At 69.9% G+C, this 23911-nt stretch carries 14 protein-coding genes; 6 read left to right on the top strand and 8 right to left on the bottom strand.

Annotated elements, in window-relative coordinates:
* Nucleotides 1–27 precede the first annotated feature (27 nt).
* Nucleotides 28–1695 carry an aspartate 4-decarboxylase gene (gene aspD / locus VZQ01_RS40365; RefSeq protein ID WP_426746305.1) on the bottom strand — a complete coding sequence of 556 codons (1668 nt, stop codon included), beginning with the start codon at nucleotides 1693–1695 and terminating at the stop codon, nucleotides 28–30.
* Between the two features lie 236 nt (nucleotides 1696–1931).
* Here aspD and VZQ01_RS40360 point away from each other — a divergent pair, with 236 nt between their 5' ends.
* Both VZQ01_RS40360 and VZQ01_RS40355 read left to right on the top strand, forming a co-directional pair.
* Nucleotides 1932–2945 (top strand): formylglycine-generating enzyme family protein, encoded by a 1014-nt coding sequence (locus VZQ01_RS40360; RefSeq protein ID WP_426746304.1) that lies wholly within the window; start codon nucleotides 1932–1934, stop codon nucleotides 2943–2945.
* 202 nt (nucleotides 2946–3147) lie between these two features.
* Entirely contained in the window at nucleotides 3148–4218 is a 1071-nt protein-coding gene (locus tag VZQ01_RS40355) for an ornithine cyclodeaminase family protein (protein WP_228557217.1), read from the top strand.
* 58 nt (nucleotides 4219–4276) lie between these two features.
* On the opposite strand, the gene VZQ01_RS40350 is transcribed toward VZQ01_RS40355, so the two are convergent.
* The 7 genes from VZQ01_RS40350 to VZQ01_RS40320 form a co-directional block, all read right to left on the bottom strand.
* Nucleotides 4277–5602: an IS701 family transposase gene (locus VZQ01_RS40350; protein WP_223752272.1), complete on the bottom strand. Its 1326-nt coding sequence runs from the start codon at nucleotides 5600–5602 to the stop codon at nucleotides 4277–4279.
* Between the two features lie 145 nt (nucleotides 5603–5747).
* Nucleotides 5748–6746 carry an NAD(P)H-quinone oxidoreductase gene (locus VZQ01_RS40345; RefSeq protein ID WP_223749092.1) on the bottom strand — a complete coding sequence of 333 codons (999 nt, stop codon included), beginning with the start codon at nucleotides 6744–6746 and terminating at the stop codon, nucleotides 5748–5750.
* Entirely contained in the window at nucleotides 6733–7260 is a 528-nt protein-coding gene (locus VZQ01_RS40340; RefSeq protein ID WP_046713949.1) for a MaoC/PaaZ C-terminal domain-containing protein, read from the bottom strand. The genes VZQ01_RS40345 and VZQ01_RS40340 overlap by 14 nt, the downstream gene beginning before the upstream one ends.
* Entirely contained in the window at nucleotides 7257–8147 is an 891-nt protein-coding gene (locus VZQ01_RS40335) for an aldolase/citrate lyase family protein (protein ID WP_141331190.1), read from the bottom strand. The genes VZQ01_RS40340 and VZQ01_RS40335 overlap by 4 nt, the downstream gene beginning before the upstream one ends.
* Nucleotides 8144–9376 carry an aminotransferase class I/II-fold pyridoxal phosphate-dependent enzyme gene (locus VZQ01_RS40330; RefSeq protein WP_223783371.1) on the bottom strand — a complete coding sequence of 411 codons (1233 nt, stop codon included), beginning with the start codon at nucleotides 9374–9376 and terminating at the stop codon, nucleotides 8144–8146. Before VZQ01_RS40330 ends, VZQ01_RS40335 begins: the two co-directional genes overlap by 4 nt.
* Nucleotides 9377–9382: 6 nt before the next feature.
* A complete protein-coding gene (locus VZQ01_RS40325) occupies nucleotides 9383–17410 on the bottom strand; it encodes a non-ribosomal peptide synthetase (protein WP_426746303.1) in 8028 nt (2675 codons plus the stop codon).
* Nucleotides 17411–17790: 380 nt separating this feature from the next.
* Nucleotides 17791–18594, bottom strand: coding sequence for a cyclic nucleotide-binding domain-containing protein (locus VZQ01_RS40320; protein WP_426746302.1), 804 nt, complete (start codon nucleotides 18592–18594; stop codon nucleotides 17791–17793).
* A 532-nt stretch (nucleotides 18595–19126) separates the two neighbouring features.
* Between VZQ01_RS40320 and VZQ01_RS40315 the strand changes: the two genes are divergently transcribed.
* From VZQ01_RS40315 to VZQ01_RS40300, 4 genes are all read left to right on the top strand, one after another.
* Nucleotides 19127–19900 carry a 2,3-dihydro-2,3-dihydroxybenzoate dehydrogenase gene (locus VZQ01_RS40315; RefSeq protein ID WP_223749095.1) on the top strand — a complete coding sequence of 258 codons (774 nt, stop codon included), beginning with the start codon at nucleotides 19127–19129 and terminating at the stop codon, nucleotides 19898–19900.
* 135 nt (nucleotides 19901–20035) lie between these two features.
* Entirely contained in the window at nucleotides 20036–21253 is a 1218-nt protein-coding gene (gene dhbC / locus VZQ01_RS40310; RefSeq protein WP_223785906.1) for an isochorismate synthase DhbC, read from the top strand.
* Nucleotides 21250–22881, top strand: a complete 1632-nt coding sequence (locus VZQ01_RS40305) for a (2,3-dihydroxybenzoyl)adenylate synthase (protein ID WP_267700866.1) — start codon at nucleotides 21250–21252, stop codon at nucleotides 22879–22881. Before dhbC ends, VZQ01_RS40305 begins: the two co-directional genes overlap by 4 nt.
* A 42-nt stretch (nucleotides 22882–22923) precedes the next feature.
* A complete protein-coding gene (locus VZQ01_RS40300; protein WP_223749098.1) occupies nucleotides 22924–23850 on the top strand; it encodes an isochorismatase family protein in 927 nt (308 codons plus the stop codon).
* Nucleotides 23851–23911 lie beyond the last annotated feature (61 nt).

The raw sequence follows: 23911 nt of genomic DNA, 5'->3' as shown, positions 1-23911 counted from the left end.
CCGTCGAAGGTGGGCATCTTCGCGCGCTCACGAGTCCAGCTCGCGCCCCTTCCACTCCTGGATGGCGCGGATGACGATGTCCTTCAGGCCCTGGCCGATGCGCGGGTAGGCCTCGTCGTCCAGGTTCGCCAGCGACACGCGGGCCGACCACTCCGGCCCCTCGAAGCCGCTGCCGTTGAGCAGCACCACGCCATGCCTGCGCGCCAGCGCGAGCACGATGTCGAGCGGGTCATGCCGCGCCTCCTCGTACTCCACGAAGTCCTTCCCCACGTGCTTGCGCCCCCACGCCTCCAGGTCGAGCGTCTGGTAGTACGCCGAGCGCAGCGGGTCCTCCGGCAGGTCCACGCCCAGGCCCTGGTACAGCGCGGCCAGCCGCTCGCGGCAGATGCGCCGGCAGCGCTTCTTGTACGCGTCGTCCTTGTCCAGGAGCGCGAACAGCGAGAACAGCGACATCTGGAGCTGCTGCGGCAGGGACAGGCCCGCGGTGTGGTTCAACGCCACCGCGCGGCTGTCCGCCACCATCCGGTCGATGAACTTCAGCCGCTCGGGCTCGAGGGTGATGGAGCCGTAGCGCTCCTCGAGCATCTCGCGCTGGGCGGCCGGAAGGCGCGCGATCATGTCGTCGAGGATGTTGTCCTCGTGGAGCGCGACCACGCCCAGGCGCCAGCCGGTGCACCCGAAGTGCTTCGAGTACGAGTAGACGAGCAGCGTGTTGTGGGGCAGCTCCGCCGCGAGCGAGCGGAAGCCCTCCACGAACGTGCCGTACACGTCATCCGTCAGCAGCAGCAGGTCCGGCCGCTTCTTCCGGACGATGTCCACCAGCAGGTCCAGCGACTCACGCCGCATCGCCGTCGCGCCCGGGTTGCCGGGGTGGACCACGAAGAAGGCCTTGATGCGCGGGTCCTCCAGCTTGCGCAGCTCCGACTCCGGATACTGCCATGAGTGCCGCCCCTCCTCGGTCATCTCGCTCTGCCGGATGTCCACCGTGCGCAGGTCGAACTCCTCCAGGCGCGGAATCTCCAGGTAGGGCGTGAAGATGGGCGTGCCCAGGGCGATGGTGTCCCCCTTCTGGAGCAGGCCGTTCACCATCAGCGAGCGGAAGATGTACGTCATCGCCGCGGTGCCGCCCTCGACGGCGAACAGGTCGAAGCGCCCCGGCGGCGGACGGCCATCACACATCTCCTTCGCCAGATAGGACTGAACGATTCGCTCCGCGTGGACGAGCATCCGGTCCGGCACCGGATAGTTGTCGCCGATGGCCGCGTCGGTGAGCTCCCAGACGAACGCGTCCTCGTCGAAGCCCAGCTCGCGCACGCCGTGCTCCAGCGAGTCGCGCAGGAGCCTCACCGCCGCGCTGTCCTCCTGTGCGTCCAGGAAGCCGCGCAGCCGCCGGGCGATGCCCGGTGACTTCGGCATGCCCGCCAGCCCCACCTCGGGCTCGTTCCAGGTGCGGCGGCTCTCGCTCAGCGCGAACTGCCCCATCAGGAAGAACGCCTCGCGCGGCGTGGTGGCAATCCAGTTGGGGTTGCCCCGCCCCGCGTTGAGCATCACCGCCGCGCGCGTCTTCGCGGACTCGTCCGCCATCTCGATGAGCGTGTCCTTCAGCTCGAAGGGGCTGAGCTTGTGGAGCTCGCGGGGCGTGGTGGTGTCCGTCTGCTCCCTCACGCGCGTCTCCGTCTCGGTCCTCGTCTCCATGAGCCCCTCCTGCACGTTGGCGACAGGACGTTGTCCACGCGTGCACACGCCGCCAATCCGAAGGCGAACACGCCGCGGGCGCTCGCAGGTCCGGGTGCCTCCGAGCGCCCGGGGCCCCTCGGTCGCCCCGCCCCGCGGGGCCCGGTTGTCCCGCGCGACGAAGCCACCCAGCTTGCCGCCTGGGGCCACGAGCGTGCCCCTCCACCGGTGTGGACAGACGAAGAGCGAGGCGGCGGATGAGCGTGGATGTCGTCGGTGAAACCCAGGGCCTGCAGTCCCCCGTCTCGCGCAACGAGGTGGCGGAGAAGGACGCACCCGCCATGGACCTGGTGTGGATTCCGGGCGGCACCTACTGGATGGGCTCCGACCATCACTATCCCGAGGAGAAGCCCGCGCACCAGGTGACGGTCAGCGGCTTCTGGATGGACCGCCACACGGTGACCAACGCCGACTTCGCGCGCTTCGTCGAGGCCACCGGCTACGTCACCGTCGCCGAGCGTCCGCTGAATCCGGACGACTTCCCCGGCGCCACGCCGGAGCTGCTCGTGCCCGGCTCACTCGTCTTCCGCAAGACGGCCCGGCGCGTGAGCCTGAAGGACCTGACGCAGTGGTGGGCCTATACCCCCGGCGCCTGCTGGAAGGCCCCGGAAGGGCCCGGCAGCACGTGGCTCGGCCGCGAGCGCCACCCGGTGGTCCACGTCGCCTATGAAGACGCGGAGGCCTACGCCACCTGGGCCGGCAAGGCCCTGCCCACCGAGGCCGAGTGGGAGCGCGCGGCCCGCGGCGGCCTGGACCGCAAGGTGTACGTCTGGGGCGACGAGTTCTCTCCGGGAGGCCAGCAGATGGCCAACATCTGGCAAGGAGAGTTCCCCTGGCAGAACCTGAACACCGATGGGTTCGAGGGGACCTCGCCAGTCGGGAGCTTCCCACCCAACGGGTATGGGCTCTTCGACATGGCGGGCAACGTGTGGGAGTGGACCTGCGACTGGTATCAGGAGCGCCACCAGGGCAACGGCGGCAAGGCGTGCTGCATCCCCGTCAACCCGCGCGGCCCCGCCTCCAGCGGCAAGAGCCTGGACCCGAGCCTTCCGCACGTGAGCATCCCCCGCCGCGTCCTCAAGGGCGGCAGCCACCTTTGCGCGTCCAACTACTGCCTGCGCTACCGCCCCGCCGCGCGCTCGCCGCAGTCCATCGACAGCGGAACCTCGCACATCGGATTCCGATGTGTCGTCCATGTCTCGGACGCGTGAGACGCCAACGTTCCGCCCGGAAAAAACGACCGGGTTCCGCTGGGTTGGGCCCCCCCTGTCGTGAACACGAAAGCCCTGCTAGTTTGCGCTCCCATTACAGAGCTGTGTTATCAGCAGATCCTGTTTCGCGAGTCAGCGACTGAAACAGCGGATTGGCCCAGGGGACACTCGAGTGAAGAGCGACGCGACACGGACACTGTTGGTGACTCGGGCGGACCTGCGCTGCATCGTGGAGGCAGTGGGTGCGGACGCGCTGATGGACGAGCTCATCCGCGCGCTCACCGACGCGCTGCGCACGTTCGACGGAGAGCTCACCGAGGTGCGCAAGCGGGATGGCTTCCTGACGGAGCATCCGCGCCAGCCCGGGTGTCTCGAGTGGATGCCGGTGATGCAGAAGGGCGGCGCCGTCACCGTGAAGATGGTGAGCTACAGCCCGTTCAACCCCGAGGAGCAGGGGCTGCCCACCATCATCGCGACCAACAGCCTGTATGACTCCAGGACGGGCCACCTGGTCGCGCTGATGGACGGCGTGTTCGCCACGGCGCTGCGCACGGGCGCGGCCTCCGCGGTGGCCACGCGCTGCCTGGCCTCGCCGGACAGCCGCGTGCTGGGCCTGGTGGGCTGCGGCGCGCAGGCGGTGACGCAGCTACACGCCATCAGCCGCGTGTTCCCGCTCACGGAGGTGCTCGCGTACGACACGAACCCGGAGGCGCAGGCGTCGCTCGCGCGTCGCACGGCGTTCCTCGGGCTGGACGTGAAGCAGGTGTCGCTTTCGGAGCTGGAGGAGCGCTCGGACATCATCTGCACCGCGACCTCCATCGCCGTGGGCGCCGGCCCCGTCATCTCCGGCAAGGCGCTCAAGCCGCACGTGCACGTCAACGCCGTGGGCTCGGACCTGCCGGGCAAGACGGAGCTGCCGCGCGCGCTCCTGGAGAAGAGCCTGGTGTGCCCGGACTTCACCGTGCAGGCGCTGGTGGAGGGCGAGTGCCAGCAGTTGAAGCCCGAGCAGGTGGGCCCGGACCTCGTCACCCTGGTGAAGAACCCGGACCGCTACGAGTCCTGGCGCCAGCAGGCCACCGTGTTCGACTCCACCGGGTACGCGCTGGAGGACCAGGTCGTCACCGCGCTGTTCCTCCGTCACGCGGAGCGGCTGGGGCTGGGCACGTCGGTGGGGCTGGAGACGGTGGGGGGCGACGCGCTGGATCCCTACTCGCTCCTGCACGAGCCGGGGGCCGCGGCCCGCGGCAACCTGCGCCGCGCCACGGGCAGCTGAAGCCCCCGCCTCAGACTCGACTTTCGCCATTTTAGAGCGAGGGAGAGAGCGCGGCGGTCTACTCCGCGCTCTCCAGAGATGGCGGGGCGCGAGAGGCAGCACGTAAGTTGGCGCGAAGTCGACGCGGCGAATGCCAGCGGGCCCGGGCCAGGGAGGATTGAGCCAGGCGGAGGACATCCGCGAAGCTGACCGTGGTCTTGGTGGTGTACCAGGGGCGCAGAGGCCACCTCATCTGTTGCCAGCTGGCGGTGAGCTCCAGGTACCAGAGGACGAGCAGGGTGTAGCTCAAGCCAGCGAAGGGAGCGGTGCGAAGCACGGCCAGGCGACGGCGGGCCCGCGAGTCGGCGAAGCCAAGCAGTTGCTTCAAGTCCCGGAAGAGCACTTCGATGCTCCACCTGAAGGCATACCGTTCCACCACTTCGAGGGCAGACAGGGAGGGGGCGGTGCAGAAGAAGACTCGCAGGGGGCGGCTTCCACTTGTCATCCGCACGACGACCACCTTGAGCATCCGCTCGCCGGCAGCACTCCTCCACCGGGCCACTACCTCCTTGTAGTCCACCTGCTGCGAGCGGCCGTAGAGCTGGGCTGTCAGCCGCATCCAGGGGAGTGCTGAATCTCTGGCAAGGGCCTCGGGCTTGGGCACCGGCACGTCACGCGTCAGCCAGCGGCCCGTTTTCCGCGAGCGGCAGCGGTGCACGCGCGGGCGCGTCAGCACTGCATCTGGACGCATGGCTCCGACGAAGACGAGCCGCTGCGGCAACCCCTTGAGCAGGGTGCTGCATGAGTACGCTTCGTCCGCGGCCAGTTCCAAAGGGCCCGTTGGCAGCCAGCTGAGGACACGCTCAACCAACTCTCGGCCCAACTGCGTTTTCTTCCGGTGCCGGATGTCCCTCCTCTGGCACTCGGCTTGGGTGCGGTAGAGCCGGAAGAGAACGGGCAGTGCCCAGGGGCGCGCAGCAAAGGGCACGTGCACCAGCACCGCGAGCGTCACCCAGACGTGGCCGAAGCAGAAGACGCGCATGGCCCGGGTGGAGCGAACCGCATCCAGGTGACTGCCCAGGCCGAAAACCTTCGGCCCCTTGTGACTGCAAAGGGTGTCATCGAGTACCAACCGCACGGGTCCCAATGCCGCCAGCTTCAACAGGAGCAGTCGGCCTACCTCGTCCGTACTCCACCGCGTCCGGGAGAAGAAGCGATGGAAGGCCGCATGGTGCTGCACGCCCGACACTCCCGCTGCCACCAGCGCCTCGGTAACGGCGTGCGTGCCTCCACTGCACACCCAGCCGGCGAACAGCACCAGGAAGCGGAGGAACGAGGGCTCGGTGAACGCCGGCCGAACCAGCTGCAGGACTCGAAGCAGTGCATACAAATGGGAAGCGGCCATCGCAGACCTCGAAGGTGCTGGAAGAGGCGTGTCTTGCCGGACACCTCTCTCAGCTGGTCTCGATGGCCGCTCTTTACCTACCCTCAGCCCTCTCTCCTCTCGGCCCCCTGCTTGGGCATCCCACCCCAAAAGGGCGAAAGTCGAGTCAGAGCTCCAGGAGGATCTTCCCGAAGCTCGCGTTGGATTCCATGTACCGGTGCGCGTCCGCCACGCGCGCCAGCGGGAAGGTGGTGTCGATGACCGCGCGTACGCGGCCGTCGACGAGCCGGGGCAGCCAGCGCTCGCGGAAGCGCTGGACGACGGCGACCTTGGCGGCCAGGGGCAGCGGACGCAGCGCCATGCCCTTGAGCTGGAGGCGGCGCAGCACCACCTGCTTCAGGTCCAGGTCGCCGCGGATTCCGTCCATCAGCCCCACGAGCATCAGCGTGCCGCCGAAGCGCAGCGCGCGCAGGTTGCGGCCCAGCGCCGCGCCTCCGACGAAGTCCTCCACCACGTCCAGGCCGCGTCCCTTCGTCCACTCGGGCACCGCGTCCGCGAAGTTCTCGCGCGTGCGCACCACGCCCGCCGAGGCGCCCAGCGCCAGACACCGGCGCAGCTTCTCGTCGCTGCCCACGGTGACGAAGACGGTGGCGCCCACCTCGCGCGCCACCTGGATGCACGCGGTGCCGATGCCGCTGCCCGCGGCGTGGATGAGCACGGACTGACCGGGCCCCAGTCCGCCCAGCTCGACGAGCGACTCGTGCGCGGTGCAGTACGCCTCGGGCGCGGCCGCGGCCTCGACGAAGGACCAGCCCTCCGGAATCGGGAGGGCCATCCCCTCCTCCATCAGGCACGCCTCCGCGTAGCCGCCGCCGTCCACCAGCCCGAAGACGCGCGCGCCGGGCTGGAAGGCGCGCACCTCGTGGCCCACGGCCTCCACCTCGCCCGCGACCTCGATGCCGAGCAAGGGACTGGTGACGCCGGGAGGCAGCGTGTAGCCGCCGGCGCGCTGGCTGGTGTCTCCGCGGTTGAGGGCGGAGGCGCGCACGCGCACGAGGAGCTGACGGGGGCCGGGGACGGGCCGGGGTCGGGTCTCCAGGTGGAGCTGCTCCGGACCGCCTGGAGTCCGCACGACGACCGCGGTCATCACCTCAGTAGTTCGCATCCACGTCCACGCCATGGCGCCGCAAGGGCACGAGGAAGGAGCGCTCGAAGGTCATCACGACGGTGCCGTCCGCCTTGAGGCCCTTGGTCTCCACGGTGACCACTCCCTGTTTCGCGCGAGAGCGGGACCTCCTCTTGGCCAGCACCCGGCTCTCCGCGTACAGGGTGTCCCCCACGAAGACGGGGGCCGTCAACCGGATGCGGTCCCACCCGAGGTTCGCCACGCCCTTGGCGCTGGTGCTGTTCAGACTCATCCCCCCGACGATGGCCAGGGTGACGAGGCTGGACATCAGCGGCCGCTTCCACTCGGTCTTGCTGGCGTAGACGGCGTCGATGTGGAGCGGGTGGGTGTTGAGGCTGAGCAGCGACTGCCACATGTTGTCCACGTCGGTGAGGGTGCGGCCGGGGCGGTGCTCGAAGACATCGCCCACCTCGAAGTCCTCGTAGAACAGCCCGTGTGTCTCGCGGTAGCGCTGCTTGCCCACCTTCTTGTGGGCGGCCACCATCTTCTTCATGAGTCCCCGCTCCCGGAGCCCGCGCGCAGGTGGACGGGCGCCATGGCCTCGTCATGCTGGACGCTCGCCAGCACCCGCCGCGCCACCGTCACGAGCGGGGGGCCAATCATGCTCCCTCCGACCACGTGGATGCCGCCCTTTCCGTCACCGGCCTGCGCGAGCACCCGGCGCGCGTGGGCCACCATCTGCGGCGTGGGCCGCAGCGCCGCGTGCACCACGCCCACCTGGTCCGGGTGGATGACGATCTTCCCGGTGTAGCCCAGCGCCCCCACCTTGCGCGTCTCCTCCTCCAGCCCCGACAGGTCTCCCAGGCCGAAGTACGGCGAGTCGATGGCGTTGAGCCCCGCGATGGCCGCCGCCATGGCGATGCGCGAGCGCGCATAGAGCATGGGCTCCCAGGACAGGGACACGCCCATCTGCGCGGAGAGGTCCGCGGCGCCGAAGATGAGGCCGCGCAGGCGGGGCGCGGACAGGGCGATGGCGTCCACGGCCTCCACGCCGCGCGCCGTCTCGATGATGGCCAGGAGCGACAGCTCCGGGAAGCGGTCTCCCAGGAGCGCGTCCAGCTGCTGGATTTCGGCGGGCGACTCCACCTTGGGCAGCAGCAGGGCATCCAGTCGCGCGTTGGAGTCCAGCAGCGCGAGCACGTCGCGCAGGCCCGCCTCGGTGCGCAGGCTGTTGATGCGCAGGCACAGCGGCCCGCGCGGGCGGGAGGAGGACAGATAGGACAGCGCCAGCCGGCGAGCCTCCGACTTCAGGGCGTGGGGGACACCGTCCTCCAGGTCGAGCAGTCCCATGTCCGCGCCCACCTCCACCGCCTTGTCGAAGCGGGAGGGGTCGATGGCGGGCGTCACCAGGAAGGACCTGCACTGCAAGGGCATGGTCATGATGCGAGTGGCTCCGAGGTCCCGGGCGCCGCCAGCTCCAGCACGGCGTCACACAGCCGCTGGAGGTCCTCGGTGGACAGGTTGGAGCGCAGCATGATGCGAAGCCCCGCCCGCCCCTTGGGGACGATGGGGAAGAACACGGCGGAGGAGTAGAAGCCCGCGGCCATCAACCGCCGCGAGCGCTCCACCGCCAGGGGCTCGGGCCCCACGTCGATGATCTTGATGGGGAAGTCCTCGCCCGCGGTCCGCGTGGGCACGCGCTCGTCGAAGTAGCGCACGTTGGCCCGGAGGGCGCGCTGTCGCTCGGCCAGGTCGGCGCCGCCGTGCAGCCGCGCCGAGGCCAGGCTCGCGCCGATGGCCGGAATCGACAGGCTCTGGGACCAGCCCAGCGGACCCGCGAAGCGGCCCACCAGGTCCGCGTGCTGCTGGGGCCCCAGCATGACGGCCCCGCCCGCCGTGCCGAAGCCCTTGCCCAGCGAGCCGATGATGATGGTGCGCGAGTTGACCTCGCCGCCCATCGTCGCGCGCACGTAGCCCTCGCCCGACGCGCCGTAGATGGAGAGCGAGTGCGAGTCGTCGAAGTAGAGGAACAGCCCGTACTTGTCCTGCAGGTGGAACAGGTCCTTCACGATGGCCACGCCGCCCATGGAGTAGAAGCCGTCCGCCACGTACGCGACGCGCGCGTGCTTGCGGCAGAGGTCCTCCAGGAAGTCCAGGTCGTTGTGCGGCGCGGTGATGACGTGCGTCTCATCCGCGCAGATGGGCTTGATGAGGTTCATCGAGAAGTGCGCGGACTTGTCGAAGACCAGGATGGGCTTGTGCCCGTCGGGCAGCAGGTGGCCGGACGCGATGAGGGGCAGGAGGCCCGCGCTGGCGGAGCTGGCGGAGTTGGTGACGATGGTCTTCGCGCGCCAGCGGTGGGTCAATTCCTCCTCGAGCGCGTCCAGGTCCGCCAGCCGGATTCGAAGCCGGGAGATGGACATGCACAGGGTGCGCTCGCGCTGGAGCACGTCGATGGCGCCCTGGAGCACGTCCGGGTGCGAGTCCAGCCCCAGGTACGAGCACGAGCACATGTTGATGAACTCACGGCCATCCGGCAGTGCCAGCGTGCCGCGTCCGGTGTTGTGCACGGACAGGTCCAGCAGCCCCGCTTCCTTCGCCGACGTGAACGACGGGTTGCCGTGGCCGATCATCGACTCCGTGTTGCGATAGCGATTCTTGAGTTCCATGACGGCTCACTCCTGCCCTTCGAATCCTGGGATGACCGCGTCGATTCCGACCCGCATGTCCGGCGTCGCCAGCGCCGCGTCGAGGAGCGCGGAGAAGGCGTCACACAGTCGTCGTGCGGTGTCGGGCTCGAACAGGTCGGTGTTGAACTCCAGCAGCCCGGAGAACCCGTCCTCCTGCTCCTGGAGCGAGAGCGTCAGCTCGTAGATGGAGGCACCGCGATCCGACGGCATCGGCATCAAGGTCAGCTCCGGCAGTTCCAGCGATTCTGCGGGAGTGTTCTGGAGCACGAACATCACCTGGAAGAGCGGCGCCCGGTTCTGCTGTCGCTGGGGGACGAGGGTGTCCACCACCTGATCGATCGGCACCTCCTGGTGCGCGTAGGCGCCGAGGGTGACGTCGCGCACCCGGGCCAACAGCTGCCGGAAGGAGGGATTGCCGCGCACATCCACGTTCAGCGCGACGGTGTTGACGAACAGGCCGATGAGGGACTCCACCTCCGGGAGCGCGCGGTTCGCGATGGGAGAGCCGATGACCAGCTCCTCCTGTCGAGCCCGGCGGCAGAGCAAGGTGCCGAACAGGGACAGCAGCGCCATGAACGGCGTCACGCGCTCGCGCTGGCACAGCAGGTTGAGCGCGTCACTGCGCGCGCGCCCCAGCGACACGGGAATCCAGGTGCCGTTGAACGTGCGCGTGGGAGGACGGGGCTTGTCGAGAGGCAGCTCCAGCAGCTTCGGCGCCTTCGCCAGGGCGTTGCGCCAGTAGGACAGCCGGGACTCCAGCTCGACACCGGACAGCCAGCGGCGCTGCCAGGCCGCGTAGTCGGGGTATTGAATCACCAGCGGAGGCAGCGACGGCGTCGAGCCGCGCGCGAAGGCGGTGTAGAGGTGGACCACCTCGCGGGTGATGACGCTCTCGGACCAGCCATCCGAGAGGATGTGGTGCTTGCTGAAGATGAACAGGTACTCGTCGTCCGCCAGGCGGATCAGACCGCCGCGCACCAGGGGCCCCTGCGTGAGGTCGAAGGGCTTGCGCGCGTCCTCGGCGATGCGACGGAGGACTTCTTCTTCCCGGTCCTCGCGGGCCCGGAAGTCCTCCAGCGGCAGGTCGATTCGCAACGTCGCGGCGACCTTCTGGACGGGCTGACCGGCTTCCTCGGTGAAGGTGGTGCGAAGGGACTCGTGTCGGTCCACCAGCGCCTGGACCGCGGCCCGGAGCGCGTCGGGGTTCAGCGCGCCCTTGAAGCGATAGGCCGCGGGCTGGTTGTAGGCCGTGGACTGGGGGTTGGCCTTGAACAGCTTCCACAGGCGCTCCTGCGAATAGGACAGCGGCACCGGCTTGTCGCGTGATGCGGGGACGATGGGAGGCAGGGTCGCCAGCGGCGCGCGCGGCGCGGCCTCGATGCGTCGGGCCAGCGCGGCCACGGACGGTGCCTCGAAGAGCGTCGTCAGGTGGATGTCCGCCTTGAGCCGATGGCGGATGCGCGCCACCACCTGTGTCGCCAGCAGCGAGTGACCGCCGAGGCTGAAGAAGCTGTCGGTGACGCTGACCCTCGGCAGCTTCAGCACCGACGCGAAGGCCTCCGCCAGCTGCGTCTCCAGCGTGTCCCTCGGCGCCACGAAGGGCGCCACGCCCCTCAGGCTCGCCAGGTCCGGCGCCGGCAGCTTCGCCCTCGCCACCTTCCCGCTCGGCGTCAGCGGCAGCGCCTCCAGTCTCACCAGCGCCGGCGGCACCATGTACTCCGGCAGCTTGCGCCCCAGCGCCTCCTTCAGCCCCTCCGGCTCCCACGCCGCCCCCGCCCTCGGCACCACGTACCCCACCAGCCTCCTGTCCCCCGGCGTCTCCTCGTGCACCCCCACCGCCGCGTCCTTCACCCCCTCCAACTCCCTCAGCGCCGCCTCCACCTCCGCCAGCTCAATCCGGTAGCCACGCACCTTCACCTGCGCGTCCAGTCGCCCCAGGAACTCCACCACCCCGTCGCTCCTCCACCTCGCCCTGTCCCCCGTCCGGTACAGCCTCGCCCCCACCTCCCTCGCGTACCCGTCCGGCACGAAGCGCTTCGCCGTCAGCTCCGCCCTCTCGTGGTACCCCTGCGCCAGCTGCGCCCCTCCAATGTGCAGCTCTCCGGCCACCCCCACCGGACACAGCCTCCCCTTCTCATCCAGCACCAGCAGCTTCGTGTCCGGCAGCGGCACCCCAATCGGCGGCAGCCTCGGCCAGCTCCCCGCCGGCCCCTTCAGCCGGTACGCACTCACCACGTGCGTCTCCGACGGGCCGTACTGGTTCTCCAGCACGCACCCCGGCAGCTTCTCGAAGAGGGCCACCACCGCCGGCGTCACCTGCAACTGCTCTCCCGCCGTCACCACCTCTCGCAGCGACTCCGGCACCCTCGCCCCGTGCGCCACCGCGTCCGCCAGCGCCTGCAGCGCCACGAAGGGCACGAAGAGTCTCTCCACCCCCTGGCTCGCCATGAAGTCCAGCAGCGCAGGCACGTCCTGCCTCAGCGCCGCGGGCGGCACCACCAGCGTCCCTCCCGCGCTCCACGTCGCGAAAATCTCCTGGAATGACACGTCGAAGCTCAGCGACGCGAACTGCAGCGTCCTCGCCTCCGCCTTCACCGAGTGCGCCTTCTGCCACAGCAGCAGGTTGCACAGCGCCGCGTGCGACAGCGCCACCCCCTTCGGCTTCCCCGTGCTTCCAGACGTGTACACCACGTAGCACGTGCCACCCGGTGGCACCGCCCTCGGCGGCGCAATCTCCGGCCTGCGCGCCACCTCCCCCGCCTCCTCGTCCACGCACAGCGCCCTCTTCTTCACCCCCTCCGGCAGCGCCCCCAGCTGACGCTTCGTCGTCAGCACTCGCGCCACTCCCGCATCCTCCACCATGTACCCCAGCCGCTCCGCCGGGTACTTCGCGTCCAGCGGCACGTACGCCGCCCCCGCCTTCAATATCCCCAGCAGCCCCACCAGCTGCTCCAACGAGCGCTCCATGCACAACCCCACCCGCTCCCCCGCCCCCACTCCCAGCGCCCCCAGGTGCCACGCCAGCTGATTCGCTCGACGCTCCAGCTCCGCGTACGTCAGCGCCTCCCCTCCCCACACCACCGCCACCGCTTCCGGCGTCCGCCTCGCCTGTGCCTCCACCAGCTCGTGCGCGCAGACCTCCCAACGAGACCCCGTGCTCGTCGCGTTCCAGTCCTCCAGCACCAGACGGCGATCCGCGTCGGACACCAGCGGTAGCTCGGAGACGCGGTGGAGCGGATTGGCGACAGCGCCCTCGAGCAGTCGCTCCAGGTGCACGACGAATCGCTCGGCCGACGCGGGCTCGTACAAGTCCGTGCGGTACTCCAGCGTGCCCGTCAGGCCCGTGGGCGTCTCCCGGAGCATCAGCGTGAAGTCGAACTTGGACGTGCCGCTGTCCACGTCCATCGCCTCGAAGGAGAGCCCCGGCGTGGACAGCTCCATGGGCGGGGTGTTGAGCAACACCATCGCCACCTGGAAGAACGGCGTGTGTCCGGGCTGTCGCTCCGGCTGGAGCACCTCGACCAGCTTCTCGAAGGGCACGTCCTGGTGCGAGTACGCCCCCAGCGTCGTCTCCCGCACCCGCCCCAGCAGCTCGCGGAACGTCGGGTCTCCGTCCAGCCTCGTGCGCAGCACCAGCGTGTTCACGAAGAAGCCGATCAACCCCTCTGTCTCCATCTGCTGGCGCCCGGCGATGGGAGCCCCCACGCAGATGTCGTCCTGTCCCGAGTAGCGCGCCAGCAGCGCCTGCAACCCCGCGAGCAGGCCCATGAACAGCGTCGCCCCTTCGCGCTGGCACAGGCTGACGAGGGAGCGGGTGAGCTCACGCGAGAGGTCCACCTTGAGCACCGCGCCCGGGTTGCGAGCCTCCACGGGGCGCGGCCGGTCCGTCGGCAGCTCCAACATGGCGGGAACCCCGTCGAGCTGTTTGCGCCACCACGTCAGCTGCCGCTCGAGCACGTCGCCCTGGAGCCACTCGCGCTGCTGGACAGCGTAGTCCGCGTACTGGATCGCCAACTCGGGCAAGGGGGACCGCCGGCCTTCACTGAAGGCCTCGTAGAGCGTGACCACCTCTCGGATGAGCACGGCGATGGACCACGCGTCCGCGATGATGTGATGCAGCGTCACGAGGAGCAGATGCTCACGCGCCCCCAACCGGAGCAGCGCCGTGCGCAGCAACGGCCCGCGTGTCAGGTCGAAGGGGCGACGGGCCTCGGCCCACGCCCGGCGGTGTGCTTCAGTCTCTCGCTCCGACTCGGAGAGCGGGGCCAGGTCCTGCACCGAGAGCAGGATTCGCGGGGGCGCGCTCCGGGAGATGACCTGCATGGGCCTGCCCTCGCGCGACTGGAAGACGGTGCGCAGGGACTGGTGACGCCGCACCAGCTCCGTGAAGGCCTGCTCCAGCGCGGGCACATCCAGCGCGCCCTTGAGCCGCAGCGCCGCGGGGATGTTGTAGAGGGGGCTGCCGGGCCTGTACTGGTCCAGGAACCACAGTCGCTGCTGGGCAAAAGAGAGCATCTCTTCCTCCGTGTCGCCCTGCTCGTTCTCGTTTCGGAATCTCGTCCGCGCCCGCATCGGCGTCGGTGCGCGGCTCTCCAGCGGAGGCATCTCGGCCTCGATGCGTCGGGCCAGCGCGGCCACGGACGGCGCCTCGAAGAGCATGCGCAACGGGAGCTCCCTGCGCAGGTGATGACGGATGCGAGCCATCGCCTGTGTCGCCAGCAGCGAGTGACCGCCGAGGCTGAAGAAGCTGTCGGTGACGCTGACCCTCGGCAGCTTCAGCACCGACGCGAAGGCCTCCGCCAGCTGCGTCTCCAGCGTGTCCCTCGGCGCCACGAAGGGCGCCACGCCCCTCAGGCTCGCCAGGTCCGGCGCCGGCAGCTTCGCCCTCGCCACCTTCCCGCTCGGCGTCAGCGGCAGCGCCTCCAGCCTCACCAGCGCCGGCGGCACCATGTACTCCGGCAGCTTGCGCCCCAGTGCCTCCTTCAGCCCCTCCGGCTCCCACGCCGCCCCCGCCCTCGGCACCACATACCCCACCAGCCTCCTGTCCCCCGGCGTCTCCTCGTGCACCCCCACCGCCGCGTCCTTCACCCCCTCCAACTCCCTCAGCGCCGCCTCCACCTCCGCCAACTCAATCCGGTAGCCGCGCACCTTCACCTGCGCGTCCAGTCGCCCCAGGAACTCCACCACCCCGTCGCCCCTCCACCTCGCCCTGTCCCCCGTCCGGTACAGCCTCGCCCCCACCTCCCTCGCGTACCCGTCCGGCACGAAGCGCTTCGCCGTCAGCTCCGCCCTCTCGTGGTACCCCTGCGCCAGCTGCGCCCCTCCAATGTGCAGCTCTCCGGCCACCCCCACCGGACACAGCCGCCCCTTCTCATCCAGCACCAGCAGCTTCGTGTCCGGCAGCGGCACTCCAATCGGCGGCAGCCTCGGCCAGCTCCCCGCCGGCCCCTTCAGCCGGTACGCACTCACCACGTGCGTCTCCGACGGGCCGTACTGGTTCTCCAGCACGCACCCCGGCAGCTTCTCGAAGAGGGCCACCACCGCCGGCGTCACCTGCAGCTGCTCTCCCGCCGTCACCACCTCTCGCAGCGACTCCGGCACCCTCGCCCCGTGCGCCACCGCGTCCGCCAGCGCCTGCAGCGCCACGAAGGGCACGAAGAGTCTCTCCACCCCCTGGCTCGCCATGAAGTCCAGCAGCGCAGGCACGTCCTGCCTCAGCGCCGCGGGCGGCACCACCAGCGTCCCTCCCGCGCTCCACGTCGCGAAAATCTCCTGGAATGACACGTCGAAGCTCAGCGACGCGAACTGCAGCGTCCTCGCCTCCGCCTTCACCGAGTGCGCCTTCTGCCACAGCAGCAGGTTGCACAGCGCCGCGTGCGACAGCGCCACCCCCTTCGGCTTCCCCGTGCTTCCAGACGTGTACACCACGTAGCACGTGCCACCCGGTGGCACCGCCCTCGGCGGCGCAATCTCCGGCCTGCGCGCCACCTCCCCCGCCTCCTCGTCCACGCACAGCGCCCTCTTCTTCACCCCCGCCGGCAGCGCCCCCAGCTGACGCTTCGTCGTCAGCACTCGCGCCACCCCCGCATCCTCCACCATGTACCCCAGCCGCTCCGCCGGGTACTTCGCGTCCAGCGGCACGTACGCCGCCCCCGCCTTCAATATCCCCAACAGCCCCACCAGCTGCTCCAACGAGCGCTCCATGCACAACCCCACCCGCTCCCCCGCCCCCACTCCCAGCGCCCCCAGGTGCCACGCCAGCTGATTCGCCCGACGCTCCAGCTCCGCGTACGTCAGCGACTCCCCTCCCCACACCACCGCCTCCGCCTCCGGCGTCCTCCTCGCCTGTGCCTCCACCAGCTCGTGCGCGCAGACCTCGACGCGAGTCTCCGACGGCGCGGGGTTCCAGCTCTCCAGCGCGAGCCGCCGGTCCGACTCCGTGAGGAGCGACAGTTCGGACAGCCGGACATCGGGCGCGAGCACCGCGCGCTCCAGCAACCGCTCCAGGTGCGCGACGAGGCGCTCGGCCGACGCGGGCTCGTACAAGTCCGTGCGGTACTCCAGCGCGCCCGTGAGCCCCGCGGGGGACTCACTCAACGTCAGCGTGAAGTCGAACTTCGACGTGCCACTGTCGACATCGAGCGGACGGAAGCGCAGCCCCGGGCTCTCGAGCGCCGCCATGGGCGTGTTGACCAGCACCAGCGCGACCTCGAAGAAGGGCGTCCGCTTCGGCTGTCGCTCCGGCTGGAGCACCTCGACCAGCTTCTCGAAGGGCACGTCCTGGTGCGAGTACGCACCCAGCGTCGTCTCCCGAACCCGCTTCAGGAGCTCACGAAACGTCGGCTCCCCCTCCAGCTTCGTGCGCAGCACCAGCGTGTTCACGAAGAAGCCGATCAACCCCTCCGTGTCCGCGGAGGTCCTCCCCGCCACGGGAGCCCCCACGCAGATGTCGTCCTGCCCCGAGTAGCGCGCCAGCAGCGCCTGCAGCCCCGCGAGCAGGCCCATGAACAGCGTCGCGCCCTCCTGTCGGCAGAAGCCGCGCAGCATCCGCACCAGCCCCACCGGCAGCGTCACCTTGATGACCGCGCCCGGGTTCGACGTGTCCTCGCCGCGAGGGTGGTCCGTCGGCAGCTCCAGCGAAGGAGGAGCTCCGTCCAGCTGCTTGCGCCACCACTCGACCTGACGCTCCAGCGCCTCGCCACGCAGCCGGTCGCGCTGCCGCACCGCGTGGTCCACGTACTGGATGGGGAGCTCGGGCAACGGGGACGCGCGGCCCGCGCTGAAGGCCTCGTAGAGCGCCACCATCTCCCGGATGAGCACCGCGATGGACCACGCGTCCGAGACGATGTGATGCATCGTCACCACCACCAGGTGCTCGCTCTCCTGGAGCCGCAGCAAGCGCGCGCGCAACAGCGGCCCTCGCACCAGGTCGAACGGCTTGCGCGCCTCCTCGCGCACCGCGCGCAGCCCCAGCGCCTCGCGCTCCGACGCGGGCAGGTAGCGCAGGTCCTCCACCTCCAGCGCCATCGGCGCGTTGCCCGCGTGCGCCACCACCTGCAACGGCCGCCCATCCCGCGCCGGGAATACCGTGCGCAGCGACTGGTGCCGACACACCAGCTCCGTGAAGGCCCGCTCCAACGCGGCCACATCGAGCGTGCCCTCCAACCGGATGGCCGCCGGCAGGTTGTAGAGCGCGCTGCCCGGCGCGTACTGGTCCAGGAACCACAGCCGCTGCTGCGCGAAGGACAACTCCGCCTGCCGCTCGCACGGCACCAGCGACGACGGCCGCTCCCGCGACGCGCGCACCGGCTCCAGCACCTCTCCGGGCCGCAGCGCCACCAACGCGTCGATGCGCCCCGCCAGCGCCTCCACCGTCCCCAGGTCGAACATCTCCTGGAGCGACACCTCCACGCGCATCACCGTCCGGATGCGTGACAACACCTGCGTCGCCAGCAACGAGTGGCCCCCCAGCTCGAAGAAGCCATCGAGCGCGCCCACTTGCTGAATGTTCAATACCTCACTCCAGATGAGCGCCACCGCGCGTTCGGTCTCGGTGCGGGGCTCCATCGCACGGGTGACGCTGCGCTCAACGCGGAGGTCCTGGGAGCGTGGCTGGGTCATGAGAGAGGGGCCTGGGAGGGGAGTCCAGGTAAAACATGTCTTACATACAAAACCGGTGTAATTGCACGCAGCCTCCCCACAAGGACGTGCGGTTCACACTTCCGAGCGTGGTGTGCGCGGGACCCGGGCTGAAGCGTTCGCGTCAGGGCACTCGGAAAATTGCCCCACACCTGGATACGCGACCCGTGCGGGCACGTCCGACGCGATGCGTGTGACGCGCCCGCACATGACTCGAGCGATCAACCAGGCTCAGCGCTGAACGGAGGCGCGCTTCACTCCGACGGGTTGACGATGACGTCCATCGTCCGGTGCATGCGCTCCAGCCCCAGGCTCACCAGCGCACGACGAATCTCCGCCTGTCCCCAGAAGAACTTGCGGAACACGTCACGGTCCAGGCGCAGCAACGTGCACGGCGTCAGCGTCTTCACCGTCGCCGTCGCGAGCCGTCCTCGCAGCAACGACACCTCGCCGAAGATGGCGCCCTCCCCCATGTCCGGATACGGGGTGACACGACCATCCGGGTGCGTGTGGAAGACAGCGCACCTGCCGCGCAGCAGGATGTAGAGCGCCTCGCCGGGGACGCCGCGCGTGAGCAGCGTCTCCCCCGCGCCGATGGAACAGGGCACCAGCGCGCTGCCCAATTGCGCCCACAGCTCCGGTGACAACCCGCGCAGCAGCGGGCTGCTCCGCAACGCATCTTCCAGCAACCGCTCGCGGCATCGCATCTCGACCACCGGCGCCTCCAGCCCGTGACGCGCGCCCATCAGCACCAGCCCCGTCCGGGTCAGCTCGCGTAGCACGGTGCGCTCCATCGTCACCACGCTCGCGGTCCGCGGACACTTCGTCATCAGCGCCAGTTCGCCGAAGAAGTGCCCCCCGGACAGCTGCCCCACCATGCGCGCCTCGGCGCCGGCGGACTCCCGGTACACCCCCACCCGCCCCTCCAGGATGACGAACATCGACGAGCCCGGGTCTCCCTCGCGCACCACCACCCGCCCCGCCGGCAGGAACCGCGTCCACACGGGGAGTGGAGCCCGCCCCACCGGCTCCCGGTCTCTCGAAGGGATGGTCGGCACCGCCGGAGGCCCCCCTCCGTCATTCTCGGGGTTCCGAGAATCCGGAGACACGACTGGCAATGCGGTGGACCGGCTCATCGTCATGCCCCCCTCGGACACAGAGTGGATACGTATGACAGACGTCTCCACCGTCCGGAATTGTCGTTGGGAAGAAAACTTCCTCCCAGCAGCCCGCCGGTACTACGGGATTCCCACATGCATTTCCCGCCCGCCGCGGGACGCCAACCCCCATCCCTTCCCTCGGGAGGACGGCCCGGCCGAGGCCTTGTTGGCGGTTGCCGCCGGGTCCTCGGGCGTCAAACGAAACAACGCGAGGATGACAGACACCACCGCCCCACGTCTCCGTGATGGAAGACAACCTCACACCGGAAGGCGCCCCGAAATACTCCGCAACCTTCGCGCACCGTGTCACCACCCTTGACACCTTCGTTTGCGCATGGCACTTAGACGTCCAATAACGATAATGAGAACCATTCTCATTATCCCATTCTCTGGACGGACCCTCGGGCCCAGGACGAAGGAGACGGACTCGATGGGAGACACACCGCGGGTGGCACTGGTGACGGGCGCGGCGCGGGGCATCGGCGCCGAGGTCGCGCGGGTGCTGGCCCCCGAGGCGACCATCGCCGCCCTCGACACGAACGCCGAGGGGCTGCTGGCGCTGGTGGCGGAGCTGCGAGCGCGGGGACAGAAGGCCAGCGCATGGCCGGTCAGCGTCAGTGACGCCGCGGCGGTGGAGACGGCGGTCGAGCGCATCGAGAAGGAGCTGGGCCCCATCCACATCCTGGTGAACGTGGCGGGCGTGCTGCGCATGTCCTCCATCGTGGACCTGAGCGACGAGGACTGGGCGACGACCTTCGGGGTGAACACGAACGGCGTGTTCCATGTCTCGCGCGCGGTGGCGCGTCGCATGGTCCCCCGGCGCGAGGGTGTCATCGTCACCGTGGCCTCCAACGCCTCCAGCACGCCCCGGCTGCGGATGGGCGCCTACGCCGCGTCCAAGGCCGCCTCCACCATGTTCACCAAGTGCCTGGGCCTGGAGCTGGCGCAATACGGCATCCGTTGCAACGTGGTGTCTCCGGGCTCCACGGACACCGACATGCAGCGGGGCATGTGGAAGGACGCCAACGGCGCCCAGGCCGTCATCGCCGGCTCCTCCGAGAGCTTCCGCGTCGGCATCCCGCTCAAGCGCATCGCCGACCCGCGAGACATCGCCCACGCGGTGCAGTTCCTGGTGTCGGACCGCGCGCGCCACATCACCCTGCACGACCTGTGTGTCGACGGCGGCGCCACCCTGGGCACCTGAGCACGTGCCCTCCCCCGCCGGGCACCCGTGGTTCTCTGTTCGACTTGTTACCTTTGTTTCACGATTGAAACAGTGGAAGGCCACGGAAGTCGCGTCCGATGCGCGCTCCGGGTCCTCCGCGACTGGAGGTTGGCTGTGAAGACGACCGAAGTGGCACCCCAGAAGCTGGCGGCGCAGTTGCTCGAGAGCTACGAGGCCGGCTCCTCCTTCTTCTTCGCCTCGCCACGCCGGACGTTGTTGGCGCGGGGCACCTTCGCCACGGTGCCGCACGTGGGCGGCCAGAGCTCGCTGGAGCGGCTGGGCGAGCGCGTGGCCAAGGTGCTGAGCGACGCGCGCCAGGCGGACCATGACATCCCGGTGGCGGTGGGCGCGGTGCCCTTCGTCGGCCGCGCGCCCGCGCAGCTCGTGGTGCCGATGACGCTCCAGCGCGCCGGCCCGCTCGTGTTCGACGACGTGGCCATGCCGCACCCCGTCCTCCCGCAGAGCTACACGGTGCGCCCGGTGCCGGAGCCCGCCGCGTACCTGGACGGCGTGGCCCAGGCGCTCAAGCTCATGCAGAGCGGCCCCCTGCGCAAGGTGGTGCTGTCGCGCTCGCTGCACCTGAGCGCCACCACGCCCATCGACCTGCAGCGGCTGCTGCACAACCTGGCCCGCCGCAACCCGTCCGGCTTCACCTTCGCCGTGGACCTGCCCGGCGCCAGCGCGGGCGAGGGCCGGCGCACGCTCATCGGCGCGAGCCCCGAGCTGCTCGTGTCTCGCAACGGGATGCAGGTGGTGGCCAACCCGCTGGCGGGCTCCGCCGCGCGCAGCCCGGACCCCGTCGAGGACCAGGCCCGGGCGGCCCGCCTCCTCGAGTCCCCCAAGGATCTGCACGAGCACGCGGTGGTCATCGACGCGGTGGCGGAGGCGATGCGTCCGTTCTGCAAGACGCTGGAGGTGCCGGCCCTGCCGTCGCTCGTCAGCACGCAGACGATGTGGCACCTGTCCAGCCGCATCGTTGGGGAGATCGCCGACCCGTCCATCTCCTCGCTGACGCTGGCGATGGCGCTGCACCCCACGCCGGCCGTGTGCGGCTTCCCCACGGAGCTGGCGCACGAGGCCATCGGCCACATCGAGCCGTTCGACCGGGGCTACTTCACGGGCACCGTGGGCTGGTGCGACGCCAACGGCGACGGGCAGTGGGCGGTGACCATCCGGTGCGCGGAGGCGGACGAGAGCTCGCTGCGGCTGTTCGCGGGCGCGGGCATCGTCGCGGGCTCCAAGCCGGAGTCGGAGCTGGCGGAGACCGAGGCCAAGTTCCGCACCATGCTCCAGGCCATGGGCCTGGGCCAGGGCGCCGAGGTGAAGCCATGAGCACGACCGCGTCCCGGCTCCCCGGCTGCCCCACCTGGCCGGAGGAATATGCCGCGCGCTACCGCTCCGCGGGCTACTGGCGCGGGGAGACCTTCGGCATGCTCCTGCGCGAGCGCGCCGAGCGCCACGGCGACCTCACCGCGCTGGTCTCCGGCGCCGAGCGGCTCACGTACCGGCAGCTCGACGCGCGCGTGGACCAGCTCGCCGCGGGCCTGCACGGCCTGGGCATCCGCGCGCAGGACCGGGTGGTGGTGCAGCTGCCCAACATCGCCGCGTTCTACGAGGTATGCTTCGCGCTGTTCCGGCTGGGCGCCCTGCCCGTCTTCGCCCTGCCCGCGCACCGCGGCTCGGAGATCGGCTACTTCTGCGAGTTCACCGAGGCGGTCGCCTACGTCATCGCGGACCGCCACGGCGGCTTCGACTACCGCAACCTCGCCTCCGCCGTGCAGGCGAAGACGCCCACACTCAAGCACGTCCTCGTCGTGGGCGACGCGGGCCCATTCACCTCGCTGGAGAGCCTGTACGCCGCGCAACCCGTGGCGCTGACCGAGCCCCGCCCCGACGACGTCGCCTTCTTCCAGCTGTCCGGCGGCAGCACGGGCGTGCCCAAGCTCATCCCGCGCACGCACGACGACTACATCTACAGCCTCCGGGCCAGCGCGGAGATCTGCCAGCTCGACACCTCCAGCGTGTACCTGTGCGCGCTGCCGGCGGCGCACAACTTCCCCATGAGCTCGCCGGGCGTGTTCGGCACGTTCTACGCGGGTGGCACCGCGGTGCTGGCCCTGCACCCCAGCCCCGACGTGGCCTTCCCCCTCATCGAGAAGGAGAAGGTCACCATCACCGCCCTGGTGCCGCCCCTGGCCATGGTGTGGATGGACTCGGCCAAGGCGCGCCGGCATGACCTGTCCAGCCTGCGCGTGCTCCAGGTGGGCGGCGCCAGGTTCAGCGCCGAGGCCGCCGCGCGCGTGAAGCCCACGCTGGGCTGCACCGTGCAGCAGGTCTTCGGCATGGCCGAGGGCCTGGTCAACTACACGCGCCTGGACGACTCCGAGGAGCGCATCGTCAACACCCAGGGCCGCCCCATCTGCGTGGACGACGAGCTTCGCATCGTCGACGAGGACGGGCAGGACGTCGCGGTGGGCGAGACGGGCCAGTTGCTCACGCGCGGGCCGTACACCATCCGCGGCTACTACAAGGCGGAGACGCATAACGCGCGCGCCTTCACCCCCGACGGCTTCTACTGCACCGGAGACCTGGTGCGCATGACGGCGGACGGCTACCTGGTGGTCGAGGGCCGCGCGAAGGATCAGATCAACCGCGGCGGTGACAAGGTGGCGGCCGAAGAGGTGGAGAACCACCTGCTGGCGCACCCCGCGGTCCACGACGCCGCCGTCGTGTCCATGCCGGATGCGTTCCTGGGCGAGCGCACCTGCGCGTTCGTCATCCCGCGCGGCACGCCGCCTCCGGCCACGTCGCTCACCGCGTTCCTGCGGGAGCGGGGCCTGGCGGCCTTCAAGATTCCGGACCGGGTCGAGTTCCTCGACGCGTTCCCCAAGACGGGTGTCGGCAAGGTCAGCAAGAAGGCGCTGCGCGAGAAGCTCAGTCAGCCCAACGCGCCCCGCTGAAGCCCACTCCCCCCACGTCCGCACCAGAAAGGCTCTTCCCCCATGGCGCTCCCCGCCATCTCCCCCTATCCGATGCCCGGCGCCGCCGACCTGCCCAAGAACAAGGTCGCCTGGAAGCTCGAGCCGAAGCGCGCGGTGCTGCTCATCCACGACATGCAGCACTACTTCGTGAACGCCTTCACGCCGGGCCAGTCGCCCGTGAAGGAGCTGGTCCCCAACATCCAGCGGCTGCGCCAGCACGCCCACTCGATGGGCATCCCCGTGGCGTACTCCGCGCAGCCGGGAGGCCAGACGCCGGAGCAGCGCGGGCTCCTGCTGGACTTCTGGGGGGGCGGCATCCCCGACGCCCCGGAGCAGAAGAAGATCATCGACGAGCTGACGCCCACCCACGTCGACCTCCAGCTCACCAAGTGGACCTACAGCGCGTTCCGCCGCACGGACCTGCTGAACACGATGCGCGCGCTCGGGAGGGATCAGCTCATCATCTGCGGCATCTACGCGCACATCGGCTGCCTGCAGACGGCCAGCGACGGCTTCATGAGCCACATCCAGCCCTTCCTCGTCGCGGACGCGCTGGGTGACTTCTCGCTCGACCACCACCACCTCGCGCTCAACTACGCCGCGAAGCTGTGCGCGGTCACCACCACCACGCAGCAGGTCCTGGAGATGCTGGGCGCGCCCGGGCCGACGACGCTCCCGCGCCTGACCCGGCAGCAGATTCGCGCGGAGGTCGCGGAGATGCTCCAGCAGTCGGTGCAGGAGGTGGATGAGGACGCGAACCTGCTCGAGCTCGGCCTGGACTCCATCCGCCTGATGAGCCTGGTGGAGCGCTGGAGGAGCTACGGCTTCGAGTCCTCCTTCGTGGAGCTGGCCGAACGCCCCACGCTGACCGAGTGGTACTCGATGCTCGGCGCCATGACGCTCCCGCTCCCGGACGCCAGCAGCGTCCAGGTGTCCGCCCGCTCGTAGTGCACCGCTGACGGAGCGAGGCCTCCCCCACCTCGCTCCCGCTCGACGTCCCCCCAGAAGG

Source organism: Myxococcus faecalis (genome assembly GCF_050039385.1).
Classification (GTDB): domain Bacteria; phylum Myxococcota; class Myxococcia; order Myxococcales; family Myxococcaceae; genus Myxococcus; species Myxococcus fulvus.
The sequence above is the reverse complement of the archived record's forward strand: the minus strand, read 5'-3'. Positions and strand labels throughout refer to the sequence as shown.

Excerpts from the sequence above, each read along its gene's own strand:
- VZQ01_RS40300 (WP_223749098.1), top strand. The coding sequence starts at position 22,924 with ATGGCGCTCCCCGCCATCTCCCCCTATCCGATGCCCGGCGCCGCCGAC.
- VZQ01_RS40305 (WP_267700866.1), top strand. The coding sequence starts at position 21,250 with ATGAGCACGACCGCGTCCCGGCTCCCCGGCTGCCCCACCTGGCCGGAG.
- VZQ01_RS40350 (WP_223752272.1), bottom strand. The coding sequence starts at position 5,602 with ATGGCCGCTTCCCATTTGTATGCACTGCTTCGAGTCCTGCAGCTGGTT.
- VZQ01_RS40330 (WP_223783371.1), bottom strand. The coding sequence starts at position 9,376 with ATGGAACTCAAGAATCGCTATCGCAACACGGAGTCGATGATCGGCCAC.
- VZQ01_RS40315 (WP_223749095.1), top strand. The coding sequence starts at position 19,127 with ATGGGAGACACACCGCGGGTGGCACTGGTGACGGGCGCGGCGCGGGGC.
- VZQ01_RS40360 (WP_426746304.1), top strand. The coding sequence starts at position 1,932 with ATGAGCGTGGATGTCGTCGGTGAAACCCAGGGCCTGCAGTCCCCCGTC.
- aspD (WP_426746305.1), bottom strand. The coding sequence starts at position 1,695 with ATGGAGACGAGGACCGAGACGGAGACGCGCGTGAGGGAGCAGACGGAC.
- VZQ01_RS40335 (WP_141331190.1), bottom strand. The coding sequence starts at position 8,147 with ATGACCATGCCCTTGCAGTGCAGGTCCTTCCTGGTGACGCCCGCCATC.
- VZQ01_RS40340 (WP_046713949.1), bottom strand. The coding sequence starts at position 7,260 with ATGAAGAAGATGGTGGCCGCCCACAAGAAGGTGGGCAAGCAGCGCTAC.
- VZQ01_RS40345 (WP_223749092.1), bottom strand. The coding sequence starts at position 6,746 with ATGCGAACTACTGAGGTGATGACCGCGGTCGTCGTGCGGACTCCAGGC.